The sequence below is a fragment of the Pseudoalteromonas pernae genome (genome assembly GCF_039831865.1).
GTDB classification, from domain to species: domain Bacteria; phylum Pseudomonadota; class Gammaproteobacteria; order Enterobacterales; family Alteromonadaceae; genus Pseudoalteromonas; species Pseudoalteromonas pernae.
The window spans coordinates 12,245-26,826 of record NZ_JBDODM010000007.1 but is presented as its reverse complement, the minus strand read 5'-3'; the positions used below and the strand labels follow the sequence as shown (position 1 = coordinate 26,826).

Here is a 14,582-nt window from a genome sequence, read left to right as displayed (position 1 = left end):
CTCCCCTAACTCCTAAAATGTCTTTTAGCTGAGAGCTCTTAAAATAAGTATTTAAAAGGGCAAATTTAAGTTTTTTGAATTTCAGGTGGCACAGACATCTAGTTACTTGTGCTTACTTCATGAGGCCTTACCAAGATAGCAAATTGAGTTCAAAAGGAATGCTAACTTGAAACTTGGCGAAATGGATTCCGGTTCGATAAGCCGTACAAATAACGTATTCGGCATAGCTCTAAGAACTAATAATAGGTACGTAAAGTAATGGTAAAATCAAAACTTCAACCAACTGCATCTCTTGATGAAATTACATTGGGTAGGTATTTAATCCATTTGTATCAGAATAAGATACTTATACTACTGCCTGTCATTATATTTTCAGTTATCGGAGTTATCTATTCTTTGTCAATTCCAAACGAGTATCGCTCGGACATAGTTTTAGTTCCTACTGAATCTGATAGCGGTGGGAGTCTTTCTTCTTTGGCTTCGAAGTTTGGTGGTGTAGCCAGTTTAGCTGGCATTAGTTTGGGGTCTCAAGAGTCAAATACTACTACTATCGCCCTGAAAACATTGGAATCCCGTGCCTTCATTGCATACTTCATTGACAAGTATGAACTAGCTGTTCCTTTAATGGGAGTTGAAAAGTGGGACAGTAAAGAAAATAAGCTGATTTACGATACTGAGATCTATAACCCCGAAAGTAAGAAGTGGATACGTGACGTCAGTTACCCATATACCATCGAGCCATCAGAAGCGGAATTATATGAGGTTTTTCGTGAACGAATGTCAGTGTATCAAGATGAAGAAACTGGGTTTGTTAGTGTCGGCTTTAGTTATTATTCACCTATCCTTGCGCAAGAGTACTTGCAGAACTTAGTTAAAGAGTTAAATGTTTGGGTAGGTCAAAGAGTCGATGCGGAAACAAACAGGCGAATCGAACATCTTAAAGGTCAAATCAAGCTCAACAATATTGCTGAGCTTAATGCTGTTTTCTATGAGCTATTAACAGAAGAATACAAGAGTAAATTGCTTTACCAACTTGGAGATAGCTTTGCCTTTAAAACTCTTGACCCAGCAACACTTCCACAGTTTAAAAATAGCCCGAAAAGAGCTCTAATTTGCATTGCGTTTGCCATTATGGGCTTCGTTATCGGTGCAATTATTGCGTCATTTAGAAAAATGAAATGATTTTTAGTGCGAGGCTGTTTAAGTTACTAGCTGTACTCTGTATTGCTTATATAGGGGCGCTCTTCTTTGCGAGTAGATTGCATGTAGTTACTAGCTCATTTTCAGCAATGAATATCTTAATGCCTGCAGCTTTTTTTGTATTCATCATTATCGCTTTCAAGTTTGAGCACCGAAAGGATTACATATATCCAGCATCTGTGTTTCTCATGTTTTTACTGTTAGCTTTAGTAACTACGCTTTTTTATGGTGAGTCCTCTCAGGTTGAAGATCTATTCTATCTTGTTCACTTATTTTTAGCCTTCAACGCTGTCTACTTTATTATTAAATGGAAGTTATTCTCTGAACGCTTTTTATTGTATTTTTTTAGCGCTATCGTCGCATTACTTGCGTTATCTGCAGCGCTACAAATACTTGGTATTTTGGGAATTATTCCTTTAATTTGGGCCCCTGAGGGGCGTCCTGAAGGCTTTGACAAGCTTGTCACTGGTCCGTTTGCAAACCCAAATGATTTAGCTGTAGTAGAGCTGATGTTATTTTGTTATGTGTATTGGTTGGCTGACAAACTAAACAGATTCCCTTTAAAGTTGTTTCTGATAGCATGCACAGCGTTTGTGATTTTGGTAACCCTATCTCGTGCGTCTATTGTGCTGTTTGCTGTCTATTTTATCTTACTATCATTGTACAAAAAGCAATACTTAAAGTTACTAGCATTAACCTTATTTGCGATAGCTTCATTAGCTATACTAATAACATTTGCAAGTTCATTCAAAGTGAAAGGTGATGACAGCGGGCTGGTTCAGAGAAATCTCAATCGTATAGCGTCAATTGACAGAATGCTTAGTAGTAAGAGTAATGATAGTAGTGGTATAAGGGTGAATTCATACAGGTATTTTTTTGAAAATATTGATGAATTTGCTGAGCCAAGAGGGACTGATAATTATGAGAGCTTTTACAATCGAGCTGACTTTGATAAGAATTTAATTCGCTACAACCCTCATTCATTTTTTATTGAGTCAACGCTTTCTTTTGGTTATGCGGGGTTGTTGCTACTGTGTCTTCTGATGGCATTTTTTACTTATTATAGTATGGCGGTGCCAAATTCATACCCTGTAATTCTTATTGTATTTTTCATTATATTGTCAAATATACCCTCCTCAATAATTAAGATGCCTGCTTTATGGGTTCCTTTGTTTTTAGCTTTTTATCACCAACGTTACTATGTTCAAAAAAACCCTAACTAACGCATCACATCTAATTAGCGGAACAATTTTAGCGCAGCTAATAGCGATATTATCTCTTCCTTTGCTATCTAGGCTTTATAAACCAGGTGATTTTGCTATATATGCTTTAGTCGCAGCGACCTCTACTCTATTAAGTATTTTTCTAACACTTAGGTTTGAAGTGTTACTGCTTAAAGCAAAAACTAGCTATCAGGCCTATCAGTTGGTAGGAGTGATAAAGTCATTAATTCTCATTTCAGCCGTTTTTCTAGTAGGTGTTTCTACGGTAGCCTTGCTTGCTTTTAGTGATTATTTCTATGTGGTCTTTATGTCGTCAACTACTTCTGTTGTTATTGCAGCATTTAATGTAGGCCAAAACCTTTTTATACGCAATGGAGAAGTTAGCAAACTAAAATATGCACTGGTCAGCAGAGTTACTTTGTTTACAGCTTTGTCAGTAATTTTATCTTCAATGACTAAAGAGGGTATGGTTTACGCGTTTCTAATGTCCTATGTGGTGTGTGATTTGGTGTTTTTCCGCAAGGCAATTTTTGGTACCAAAGCATCCTCTTTTCCTAGACTCAAAAGGGCGCTATTCAAAGAGAAGAAAAATGTTTTGTTTTATACCCCGCATTCTTTCTACGGAGCGTTGATTCTGCATGCGCCGACATATATATTGACTGCGTTTTATACTGCCTCTACTGTTGGGCTGTTCAATATGGCAAATCGGCTCGTTTCTATACCGATGTCCGTGCTCACAGGTGCTTTGAATAAAATAAGTTTTAATGAATTTTCAAAAGAGCAGTCTGACAATAAAAAGAAAATATTTTTTGTAATAGTCTCTCTCGCTTTTGCCGTAATATATCTACTTTTCTCCCTGTTGTTTTGGTTGTTTGGTGAAACCATAGTCGAGGTTGTTTTGGGGAGTCAATGGAGTGAAGTTTACATATATGTTTTAGTATTGATGCCTTGGATTGCATTCAGAACAGTAGCTGGCGTCTTTGCATTTGCGAGTATTTTGAAGCAAAGACAGGGGACAGCGTTTTTGTTCGAAATCGTATATGGTTGCTTAAGTATGCTTGTCCTCGTTGTCTATGCTGCAACTAATGCCTTGCCTGAAAGAGCTTTATTGGCTTTTTCCATAACGGGTGCATTTATTGTCGGTGCTCAGTTAACTTGGTATTATGCACTACTGTTTAAAGAACGTTAGCTGCGGATATGCACATCTTAGTTGTACCCTCTAATTACCCAAATGCCGCCCAACCAAATGCAGCGCCTTTTTTCAGGGATCAAGTGGACTTGCTATTACAAAGAGGGCACGACGTAGGTGTACTCTCTATTGTACCTTTACAGTTCAAGAACTGGCTAAGGGCTGGACTAGTGAAGCAACCACAACACATTCAGCTGCTTTTCCCTGCTATTCCAAAGTTATCAGCTTTAACAAGTTGGGTGAGATTCCAAATATCGAAGTATCTAATTAAAAGATATATAAAATGTTTCGGTAAGCCTGAAGTAATTCACGTACATGCTTACATGGCTGGTGAAGTGGCTATTTGGGCTAAAAAAAAACTCGGTATACCCTATGTTATCACTGAGCACTATTCGCATTTTTATCAAAGTAATTCAGAAGCTTGGCGATTAAAGTTGGCAAAGAAGGTCTATCAGCAGGCAAGTAAAAGAATTGCAGTAAGTTCACCATTTAAATTATCCCTTGAGAACTCTTTTCAAGAACCTTTTGAAGTCATTGGCAATTTAATCGATCCGAACTTTGAGAATGAAAAAGTTGCAGAGACTCCTCCCAAGGAATTCTTCATACTCAATGTCGCAAGGCTAGTTCCAATAAAGAACCATGAATTATTACTAAGGTCCTTTAAATTAGCGCATAGCGAAAAGCCTGAGTTAAAGCTGGAAATTATTGGCGCTGGGCCTGAGCTATCAAAGCTACAAACTTTGGCCTCAAAATTGGATATCGCAGACAATATAATTTTTCATGGTGAATGTAATAAAGAATTTATTAAAGCTCGAATGAAAGACGCTTTAGCGACAGTGTTAACAAGTGATTATGAGACATTTGGTGTAGTATTGGTAGAATCTTTGTCGGTAGGAACTCCCGTTGTTACGACTAATGTGGGGGGAACTTCAGATATTGTGAGCTCTGAGCAGTTGGGGTATTTGTGTCAAGCAGACGAGGGAGAAGTAGCAGGAGCAATAATCGATTTGATCGAAAACCCTAAAGATAGCAGGCTAATCAAAGAAATTATAGTGACTAAGTTTGGTAAAAATAGATTTTACGAACGCATGCGTAAAGCGTATGAAGATGCAATCGGTATTAGAGATTTGTAAAATGAAAATTGTAAACTTCCTTATAGCAGCGACTACGGTCTTATGTTTAGGTGGCTGTGATATAAAAAGTGATAACGAAAGTAAAGTGGAACCGCAAAGGATAGATGTACTGTGGTCAGAGACTGTCGTTGAATATTTAAAGTCTCCACTGTGGCAGTCCGACTTCAATTATGATTCCGGACAAATTTTGATGCCATCTCTTCACTACGCTTTTTCAACAGGTGATAAAGAGAAGATGGCAGACTTTGATCGCTTTTATATTGATTATATAGCTGCAATTGATGACAACATCGATACCAATAGGCTGAGACAATTACAGTTTTGGTATCTTATGTCGCAGTATCTGGTTTACAGCGATAAGCAAGGGAATTGGGATGAAAATAAGCAGTTTCTACTTGATTATGTTACCGAATATTTAAGAGAACTTTGGTTTGACCGGCCTGTTCATGTATACGGAATTCATACAGTCGGTTTGAAAGAGCGTGTTGTTTGGAAATTAGAAAATCCAGATTATGAACCTATGTACAAAAGAGCTACGTTTGATGAAGAGTTTTTCTCATTTGCGATCGCTGCAGATTTTGTACGTATAGGTCGCTCCTCAAATTCCGAAGGTATGGCTGCTTTAGAAGATATTCTTACGACAGCTCTTTCAGTCTTTAAAGCAGAGGTTGAATTTACTGCTGATGGCTGGCTGTATCAGCCGGGGCAATGGTGGGACAACGAAGATTATCTTTTTGCGGGCCACACCGAGTTAAGTGATGATTTAGACCCATATCCTGTACCTGGAATAGCACTTGACAGTTCCCACGCACACCGCTTTCCCGTGTGGTTGCGTTCATTAGAGAATGCATATAATGACTCCTCAGATGAAGCGGTTTATTACCGTTATTTAAGAACTCAATTTGCCAATCAATTTATTAATGTAGTGTACGTGGCGCCTGATTCAGAATTTTCTGGAATGCGTATGACTAATTTTTTTGATGGAAATAACGGCATCTATAGATACCGTTATCATGAAACATCGACAACAGCGATTAAACTTGGTTATGAGCCCTTTAATCTTTCAGGCACCCTTTATACTGGCTTCTATCCGCTTATGGAAAATAGTTATTTGAAGGAGCAGTATCGTAGGCAGTGTGGTAACTTTCCTTTTGAAGAACCCCTTATTAACCTCTACCAAGGACTCGGACCAGCAAGAGCTGCACATCCGCTTGTGAGCATGCCAGAGTTTTACACCTCAGGGTTTGCTGAATTAAATTGTTTAATTGCTGTAAATATCCCCGACTTGGATTGAGTTGGCCGCAAAATAAATATTTATTGGAGAGTAAATGTTAAATACTGAGTTTTCACCTTGGCCGTCATATACAGAAGAAGAAGCTGAAGCTGCAAAGCGTGTACTTCTTAGTAATAAAGTTAATTATTGGACAGGTGAAGAGTGTCGAAAGTTTGAACAAGAATTTGCTCAGTTCGCTCACAGTGCATTTGCCATCGCTGTTAGTAATGGTACGACAGCCCTAGAGTTGGCGCTTAACGCGATAGGTGTAGGTCACGAAGATGAGGTGATAGTTCCACCCAGAACGTTTTTAGCTACTGCTAGTGCTGTGGTCACTCAAGGTGGCACACCAGTGTTTGCCGATGTCGAGTTAGAAAGCGGCAATATTGATCCTGCCTCTATCGAGGCCGCTATCACAGACAAAACTAAAGCAATCATCTGTGTACATTTAGCGGGGTGGCCATGTGATATGGATAAAATAATGGCCCTAGCAAAGAAGCATGATTTATATGTTATTGAAGATTGCGCGCAAGCACATGGGGCAACTTATAAAGGTAAATCTGTTGGTAGTATTGGTGATATTGGCTGTTGGTCTTTTTGCCAAGATAAAATTATGACCACTGGCGGCGAAGGTGGCATGGTTACTACCAACGAGAAAGCGTTATGGCAAAAGATGTGGGCTTATAAAGACCATGGCAAAAGTTATGATTCGGTGTACAACAAATCGCATCCTCCCGGCTTTAGGTGGTTACACGATTCCTTTGGTACCAATTATCGAATGACTGAAATGCAAGCTGCAATTGGTAGAATCCAACTTACTCGCATGCCTCAGTGGAGTGAAGCCCGCAGGGAAAATGCAGAGCAAATTAGAGCTGTTGTTAGTAATTGTGAATTACTGAAGGATTATACACCGGCAGAAGAGTCGTCACATGCTTACTACAAGCTTTATTTTTATGTGGATGAAAGTCGACTTAAAGATGGGTGGTCAAGGGATCGCATCGTAGAGGCGGTTGTGTCGCAAGGTGTTCCTTGCTATCAAGGCTCTTGCAGTGAGATCTATCTTGAAAAGGCATTTACCAATGCAGGATTCACACAACCTCGATTGCCGGTTGCGAAGAAACTGGGCGAGATTAGTCTGATGCTTTTGGTTCACCCGACGTTAACTCCAGCAGAGATCTCGAAAACCTGCGCTGTGCTTGAAAGCGTTATCCGCGACGCACAAATTTAGTAACCTAAGGGAATATAGGTACAGCTGCGTTTGTGCTATATTCCCTCGCCTGTGTGAAACCAATCAATTAGGCTCCTTTGATTTTATGAAACGACTATTTGATATAGTGCTGGCTTCTTTGCTGATACTAGTTTTCTGGCCCATTTTCTTAATACTTTCCGTACTGGTAGCGTTCAAATTGGGGTCACCCATTTTGTTTAAGCAACAGCGCCCTGGGTTAAACGGTCAACCTTTTTATATGTACAAATTCCGTTCTATGACGGATGCAAAAGCCGCTGATGGGAGTTTGTTGAGTGATGAGTTGCGTTTAACGGGTTTTGGCAAAAAGCTGCGCTCTAGCTCTTTGGATGAATTGCCAGAGCTAATCAATATTATCAAAGGGGATATGAGTTTTGTTGGTCCTCGTCCTCTGCTCATGGAGTATCTACCGCTATATAACGATAGGCAGAAGAAGCGTCATAATGTCAGACCAGGTTTAACTGGATGGGCGCAAATTAATGGTCGTAACAACATGAGTTGGCAACAAAAGTTTGAATGTGATGTGTGGTATGTTGAGAATCAAAGCTTTTGGCTAGATATCAAAATCTTATTCAAAACATTTGCTAAAGTCCTCAAGAAAGAGGGGATAACAGCGGATGGGCAAGCAACAACCCGCTTTTTTAAAGGAAATGATGAGTGAATAATGTTGAGTTAAGGAAGCGCATTCAATACTTACTCAGAAGCGCAAATCAGACATATCAGACGTATCTAAGCAATGAGAAAAAGTTTGTTTATGCGAACGCTTTGTACGCAGTTAATGTGGAGCTTAGCCACCTAATTTTGGAATATGGGCACTTACTGCAGGGTATAGAACAGGATGTTGCGATTGAATTGAACCTTCACCTTCAAGTTTGGTCTCAGCAATGGCTTGAGTTGAAACAACAGCAATCTCCTGCGTTAGATGAGCCGTTTGTGTTCAACACCATGTTGCCATTTCCGCCAAGAGTTAATACAACCTTCCAAGTGTGAACCAAATAATATGAAAATTCTATTCCTAGCCAAAAAAGGCGATGAAGCGTCTTTGTCTGCAGCCTCTGAACTCAGAGAGCAAGGGTTTGACGTGGCTGATTATTATGGTCAGTGGGGGGAGCCGCTCCCTGAAGCCGCCAAGCAATGGACTGGAGATATTATTATTTCCTATTTGAGTCGTTGGGTAGTACCACAGTATCTCTTGGACCAAGCACAAGTCGCCGCAATTAATTTTCACCCCGCTCCTCCTGAGTATCCTGGAATTGGGTGTAATAACTTTGCTTTGTATAATGGTGAATCAAGCTATGGTGTAACCTGCCACCATATGGAAGCAACAGTCGATACTGGGGCCATCATTGCCGTGAGTGAGTTCCCGCTCTCTCCATCTGATAATGTTGAATCTACGTTGCGTAGGACATATGATGCTCAACGTTCGCTATTTAGTGAAGTGATTAACACTTTTGTACAGCAGGGAGAGTTTCCTGTGAGTGATCGAGTATGGTCTCGCAAACCATACACTCGTGAAGAGTTTAACGCGCTGTTTGAAATTACTTCTGATATGACTCAACAAGAAGTTGAGAAGAGAATTAGAGCTGTGAGTTTTGGTGACTATCAACCGTTTATCAAGCTGCATGGCCATACCTTTAAACTGGCAAAATAAAATTTGTAATGGTGTAAATATGAAATCTATAACACATACCACCCGCGCTTCATCCAAAGGTTTCTCTTTAGTTGAGCTCTTGATTGTAATGGTCATAATCGGCCTTATTGCTTCGCTAGTTGGTCCAGCGATGTTTGGTAAAGTTGACTCTTCAAAAGTCAAAACCGCTGAGGCACAAATGCAGTTACTTGGAACAGCGATTGATACATATCGCCTTGATGTGGGCGACTTCCCTACTAAGTTAGATGATTTGCTTAACAGTACAGGTCGTCATTGGGATGGCCCATATTTACCAAAGGCAATTCCAAATGACCCTTGGGATAACCCGTATTTTTATGAGCGCAATGGTTCTAGTTACACGTTACAGAGCTTAGGTCGTGACGGTAAGCAAGGTGGTGAAGAACTCGATGCGGATATTACTTACCAATGAATATGTTGCTGAACTTAATTAACGAGCTACGCGCTGATAAACCGATAGACATTGAAGAGTTTGAGGCGTATCAAAAAGGCCATAATTCTAACTATGAGCGCACAATCATTTCTTTGTCTGGTGCATCAGAGGAGGATTTTCTCGAGCTATTCAGCAATAAGTTCAGCCTACCATTGGTAACATTTGAAAATGTTAAAGACTACATCAACGATGATGAAATTCGCTCAGCCTATGAACAGCAAATTGATTGGCATTGGCTCGAAAAGTATGCGTGGTACCCTCTAAAGGTGAACGATGAAAAAGTGACTATCATCACTAATCGTCCGTTGTGTGTGGAGGCTGCAAACTTTCTAGACTTTAATGGCATCAACTTTGATTTGGTGCTCACATCAGAGTCTCTTGTGCAAAAAGTAGCAACCGTCTTTGAGCAGACAAAGCAAACGCAAACGTCTGCGATTGTTGAAGTAGAGCGCTTGCGTGCTATGGCATCTGAAGCGCCTATTATTAATTTGGTGAATTCACTGATAAATCGTGCCCTTGATGCAAAAGCGTCAGATATGCATATCGAGCCCGTGGAGCGTGGTGGGCGAGTAAGAATCCGTGTGGATGGTGTATTGCAGCAGCTCGATGATATTCCGCAGAACCTTGTAATGCCTGTGGTGTCACGTATCAAAATATTAGCGAGCCTAGATATTGCCGAAAAGCGTAGACCCCAAGATGGTAAGATAGCGCTGTCTGGTCGAAATATTGATATTCGTACCTCTATTCTGCCTTTGAACAATGGTGAGAGTGTGGTGATGCGTTTCCTTGAAAAGGGCTCGCTGCGCTTAGATATGACCGACCTCGGCTTTGAGCCTGATACCATTGAAAAGCTCAATAAAGACTTGACCAAAACGGCGGGTGTGATTCTGATGACCGGCCCAACTGGCTCCGGTAAGACGACCACTTTGTACTCATTCCTACAGCAGCTCAACTCCAGTCATGAGAAAATCATTACACTGGAAGATCCTGTGGAATATGAACTTGAAGGCGTAAATCAGATTCAAGTTAATAGTGATATTGGTTTTGATTTTGCTGCAGGTTTGCGCAGTATCGTCCGTCAGGATCCGGATGTAATCATGGTGGGGGAAATCCGTGATGCAGAAACTGCACGTATTGCGATGCAGTCCTCTCTGACTGGTCACCTTGTATTTAGTACAGTGCATACCAACGATGCGCCGAGCGCTTACGTGCGAATGATCGATTTAGGTGTCGATGAGTTTTTACTTAATGCTTCTGTTATTTCCATTATCGCCCAACGTTTAGCACGTAAACTATGTAGTCATTGTTCTGAACCAGACGAACAAGGGCAGCTAATAATAGATAAGTTGCTTAAAGAAGAGCAGATTTTAGACCCTCAACTAGTCGCCTCTGCGAATGTAAGAAAAGCGGTAGGTTGCTCTGCTTGTGGCATGAGTGGTTATAAGGGGCGTCTTGCATTAATTGAATACTTGCCAAACAACAACGATATTAAGGCATTGGATAAAGATTCTGCATTTACCTTAAAAGCAAGTGAGTACATGCGCACTCAAGGCATGCGCACTCTCTATCAAGACGGCGTGGTCAAGGTGCTCAAAGGAGAAACAACCATTGACGAGGTTGTAAGGGTAGCTGGCTAATGAAGAAATTCAGAGTAACGTTTGTTGATGGCAACGGTATTAAAAGCCGCAAGGTGTTTTCTGTAGAAAATGAGCCTGCGCTGTATTCTGAGTTAAATGATATCAATGCCACCGCCATTGAAGTTAAACCCGTCGAGCAAGGGTTAGCCGAAAGCTTATTTGGGACAAAAGTAACGTCACAGATGGTAGAGTTAATCATTACCAACTTGGCGAGTCTACTCAATAGCGGTATCACCTTGGACAGGGCTTTGACTCTGGTAGCGAAATCCGCAGAAAACGAAGCGCAGCGAGAGCTTGTTGAAGATCTTCAAAATAGAGTACGAGGTGGTCAGTCTTTTGCCAGTGCTATGGAAGAAAACAGCGAACATTTTGATGCGTTAGTGATCAACCTAGTCAGAATTGGTGAAAGTACTGGCTTGTTGGCACAGGTTCTCACTGATTTAAGCTTACAACTAAAATTTCAAGAGCACGTAAACAAACAAGTCAAACAAGCGGGTATATACCCGTTAATTATCGTATTTGTTTGTATTCTGTCGGTTTTATTCATCCTCTATAGTGTCGTCCCGCAGTTATCAGGCATGTTGGAGCAGGTCAAAGAGTTACCTGGTTACACGGTAGCATTGATGTCGGCATCTGACTTTGTGCGTAGCAGCGCGGGTATCGTCACCTTGGTCGCTATTGCCTCAGGCATTGGCCTACTAGTATTTTCCAATAGCGCACAAATGAGAGGTGCTAGGGCAAAAATTTGGCAAGGCTGTCAAAAGCTGCCTTTGATCAGTTCTATGGTTGAGTTATCTCAGCAATTGCGATTTTCAGCTGCAATGAGAACCACATTGAACTCAGGACTATCGATAACCGATGCCTTAGGCCTATCCGCAAACACACTTACCAATGAAGATGCTCGCATTAAATTCACAGATGTGAAGCAAAAAATTCAAAGTGGTACATCTCTTACTGAAGCGCTCGATGAAACTGGGCTATTCAGCACTATGGAATTAGGCTTTATCGAGGTGGGTGAGGAAACTGGCGATTTAACCAAAGCATTCTCTGAAATGCAGGAGCGCAAAGGCCAGGAATTTGATACTCGTTTAGCAAGCACGCTAAAAATGCTAGAACCGCTGTTGATTCTGCTTATGGGGGTGATTGTTGGAGCTGTCGTCATTATTATGATGCTGAGCATAATGAGCGCTCAAGATGTTGGTTTTTAAACAACAAGGTATGTCACTGACCGAACTTTTAGTCGTGATGGCAATCATAGGTATGGCGGTCGCTTTAGTATCGCCAGTTACTGTTTCCATGATGGACAAAAGAAAGAGAAACCTTGAGCAGCAAGAAGTCAATTCGCTCATAGCCTCACTGCAGCGCAAAGCGCAGTGGGCAAATCAAGGTTTTGAATTAACCCTAAATAAAGGTTCGATGCGAGTGTTGCAAGGAAATAAACCCTACATGAGTAAGAGCTTTGAGCATCTCCAATTCAAGCAAAGCAAGTTAGCTATCTCTTCATCAGGGTATTTGCCAACCTGTTCATTGGAACTTGAGCAAAAACAATCACTAGAGTTGAAAACTGACTTATGTCCGCGCGAAAGCAACTAGGCTTCACACTGATTGAATTGTTAGTGGCCATTACTTTGATCACATCGACCATTGCCATCGTGAACTTGGTTTATTCGAACTATGTGCGCAATGACATACGTTTTGCGCAAACAGCTGATGCTTACTCTGACCTTCTCGAAGCAACGGACAGAGTTCGCAAAGAACTGAAGCGCACAGGTCAACAAGAGGGCTCTGTAACCATTAACAATACCAATTGTAATTGGTCGGTGATTAATGAAGAGAGCTCTAAACAAGCCGCATTTGACTTTAATACTGGTGCGATTACTCAAAGTGGCGCCTCATTTATCTTAAGTACTGTTGAGCTAAGTTGTGAGAATGGTAAAAAGTTATTACCGAAATTGTCTTTCAAAGTCCTCGATGTTGATACGGGCGCGCAACAGCAGATTATAGGGTAATGATGAAGAGAAACGGATTTACGCTCGTCGAAGTGCTCATAACGCTAACAATTCTGTCGTTGGTGCTAGTACTTAGCTTTCAGTCGTTATCTGTGTTCTTAAACGCGGCTAGCAATTCGAAAAGCGAGTTGAGCAGAACTCAAAATGAGGTTTACACTCGGTTGATGCTTCGTTCTTCCATCGCAGGGATGTTGGATTATTATGTACGTAACCAAGCGGGGCTCAATAGACCCTTTTTTTATGCAGATAATCAAACCATTCAGTACGTCTCCAGCTCTCCTATGGTTTTTAAGCAAAGCCAAGAAGTCTTAGCCTCATTACAGATAAAAACCATTGATGAGCAATTAGGTTTAGAGGTAACAGAGTGTCCTTTAAAGAGTGTGCTGTTTTATACACAGCCTGAGCAACCTTTAGCGCGTCACCAAGCATGTAGAACAGTTTCTTTCGTAGCATTCGATGGGCAAATAGAATTCTTCACTGTTGAGCCGGCAGGTAAAAGCTCAACCCCACAGTTCAATATTCCTGGCTTTGAATTAGAAAAGCAGCTTACAGCACACTTGCTACCTGAAGAAATTCAAGTGCGCTTTGTAAAGGAAGGCAAAGAACATATTTGGACTTTCTTCAGCAGGGTAGAGAATATCAGGAAGTTTTATCAGAATGATGGGGGACATATTAGTGCCTAGTCAAAAACAAGCTGGTGTTGCTCTAATCACTGTTTTGATAGTGATATCTATCCTCGCATGGGTGATCTCATACTTTATTGCCCAAGGTCGCAATAATTTGGATTTGGTCGAGTATGAACGCGATAGAATCTTGGCCGAAATAGAAGCTGACTCTATGATAGAAGAGGTGATGTATTGGCATTATGCAAGTAAAATTCTCAATAAAGAGGGCGGCAATTACTACGGTAAACGCGTTGATGTCTCATCCTCAAAGCAACAACCGAAGTGGTTTGAACTAAGTGATACCTCCGGAAGGTTGGCTATCATGAATCTAAACACAGCTCTGGCAAGTAAGCTTGCTGTTGTAGATAGAAGTTCTCCTTCAAATCTGAGCCGATTTATTGATTGCTATGACGATTGGCAAGACCAAGATGATCTAAAGCGCCTGAATGGTGGTGAGAGCCTCTGGTACTTAGAGCAAGGCTTACCCGAGCCTCGCAACGCGCCCATGCAGTCCTATGCTGAGTTTGAACTTATGTGCGGCTTCCCTCAGGATCAAGCAAGTATTGATAAGCTTTTGAATAATGTGGTGCTTTATCATCGTGGCTCATTTAATCCTGCATTAGCATCGCGAGAACTTATCTCTGTGAGTGATTTACCAAAAGATAGAAAGGAGTCTTTGTATCATTTGGCTAGAGCGGGGCAGCAGGACAAACTTAATCAATTAGTAGGATCATCGACCTCAGTGACCAATCCCATTAGTTTGCAATTAAGCAATAACCTTTTACTAAAACTAGAAGTCAATGTAGGGCGGGCCCAAGCCCGCAGAGAGGTTGTATTTAGCCATAGTATGCGGTATAACCCGAGACCTTTGGTACAGTTTTGGCATTGGTCAGAGAAGTAGTGTT

General features: G+C 41.0%; 16 protein-coding genes. All 16 read left to right on the top strand.

Annotation, left to right across the window (positions count from 1 at the left end):
- Positions 1 to 258 precede the first annotated feature (258 nt).
- The 16 genes from V1358_RS15190 to V1358_RS15115 all read left to right on the top strand — a co-directional run bounded on the left by V1358_RS15190 (position 259) and on the right by V1358_RS15115 (position 14,578).
- Complete coding sequence (locus V1358_RS15190; RefSeq protein ID WP_347394091.1) at positions 259 to 1,182, top strand: Wzz/FepE/Etk N-terminal domain-containing protein; 924 nt, start codon at positions 259 to 261, stop codon at positions 1,180 to 1,182.
- 119 nt (positions 1,183 to 1,301) lie between these two features.
- Entirely contained in the window at positions 1,302 to 2,423 is a 1,122-nt protein-coding gene (locus V1358_RS15185) for an oligosaccharide repeat unit polymerase (RefSeq protein ID WP_347394090.1), read from the top strand.
- On the top strand, positions 2,401 to 3,612 hold the full coding sequence (locus tag V1358_RS15180) for a lipopolysaccharide biosynthesis protein (protein ID WP_347394089.1): 1,212 nt from the start codon (positions 2,401 to 2,403) through the stop codon (positions 3,610 to 3,612). The genes V1358_RS15185 and V1358_RS15180 overlap by 23 nt, the downstream gene beginning before the upstream one ends.
- An 8-nt stretch (positions 3,613 to 3,620) precedes the next feature.
- Positions 3,621 to 4,745: a glycosyltransferase gene (locus tag V1358_RS15175; protein ID WP_347394088.1), complete on the top strand. Its 1,125-nt coding sequence runs from the start codon at positions 3,621 to 3,623 to the stop codon at positions 4,743 to 4,745.
- Complete coding sequence (locus V1358_RS15170) at positions 4,720 to 6,039, top strand: hypothetical protein (protein WP_347394087.1); 1,320 nt, start codon at positions 4,720 to 4,722, stop codon at positions 6,037 to 6,039. The genes V1358_RS15175 and V1358_RS15170 overlap by 26 nt, the downstream gene beginning before the upstream one ends.
- Positions 6,040 to 6,073: 34 nt before the next feature.
- Positions 6,074 to 7,246: a DegT/DnrJ/EryC1/StrS family aminotransferase gene (locus tag V1358_RS15165; RefSeq protein WP_347394086.1), complete on the top strand. Its 1,173-nt coding sequence runs from the start codon at positions 6,074 to 6,076 to the stop codon at positions 7,244 to 7,246.
- An 85-nt stretch (positions 7,247 to 7,331) separates the two neighbouring features.
- Positions 7,332 to 7,925 (top strand): sugar transferase, encoded by a 594-nt coding sequence (locus V1358_RS15160; protein WP_347394085.1) that lies wholly within the window; start codon positions 7,332 to 7,334, stop codon positions 7,923 to 7,925.
- Positions 7,922 to 8,254: a hypothetical protein gene (locus V1358_RS15155; RefSeq protein WP_347394084.1), complete on the top strand. Its 333-nt coding sequence runs from the start codon at positions 7,922 to 7,924 to the stop codon at positions 8,252 to 8,254. The genes V1358_RS15160 and V1358_RS15155 overlap by 4 nt, the downstream gene beginning before the upstream one ends.
- Before the next feature lie 10 nt (positions 8,255 to 8,264).
- Positions 8,265 to 8,915, top strand: coding sequence for a formyltransferase family protein (locus V1358_RS15150; RefSeq protein WP_347394083.1), 651 nt, complete (start codon positions 8,265 to 8,267; stop codon positions 8,913 to 8,915).
- 19 nt (positions 8,916 to 8,934) lie between these two features.
- Entirely contained in the window at positions 8,935 to 9,345 is a 411-nt protein-coding gene (gene gspG / locus V1358_RS15145; RefSeq protein ID WP_347394082.1) for a type II secretion system major pseudopilin GspG, read from the top strand.
- Entirely contained in the window at positions 9,342 to 11,003 is a 1,662-nt protein-coding gene (locus V1358_RS15140) for a GspE/PulE family protein (protein ID WP_347394081.1), read from the top strand. The genes gspG and V1358_RS15140 overlap by 4 nt, the downstream gene beginning before the upstream one ends.
- Positions 11,003 to 12,211, top strand: coding sequence for a type II secretion system F family protein (locus tag V1358_RS15135; RefSeq protein ID WP_347394080.1), 1,209 nt, complete (start codon positions 11,003 to 11,005; stop codon positions 12,209 to 12,211). Before V1358_RS15140 ends, V1358_RS15135 begins: the two co-directional genes overlap by 1 nt.
- The gene (locus V1358_RS15130; protein ID WP_347394079.1) at positions 12,198 to 12,596 is read left to right on the top strand and encodes a type II secretion system protein; all 399 of its coding nucleotides are present in this window, start codon (positions 12,198 to 12,200) and stop codon (positions 12,594 to 12,596) included. Before V1358_RS15135 ends, V1358_RS15130 begins: the two co-directional genes overlap by 14 nt.
- Positions 12,575 to 13,012 (top strand): PilW family protein, encoded by a 438-nt coding sequence (locus V1358_RS15125; protein ID WP_347394078.1) that lies wholly within the window; start codon positions 12,575 to 12,577, stop codon positions 13,010 to 13,012. Before V1358_RS15130 ends, V1358_RS15125 begins: the two co-directional genes overlap by 22 nt.
- Positions 13,012 to 13,695, top strand: coding sequence for a PulJ/GspJ family protein (locus tag V1358_RS15120; RefSeq protein WP_347394077.1), 684 nt, complete (start codon positions 13,012 to 13,014; stop codon positions 13,693 to 13,695). The genes V1358_RS15125 and V1358_RS15120 overlap by 1 nt, the downstream gene beginning before the upstream one ends.
- Positions 13,688 to 14,578 carry a hypothetical protein gene (locus V1358_RS15115; protein WP_347394076.1) on the top strand — a complete coding sequence of 297 codons (891 nt, stop codon included), beginning with the start codon at positions 13,688 to 13,690 and terminating at the stop codon, positions 14,576 to 14,578. Before V1358_RS15120 ends, V1358_RS15115 begins: the two co-directional genes overlap by 8 nt.
- Positions 14,579 to 14,582: the final 4 nt, after the last annotated feature.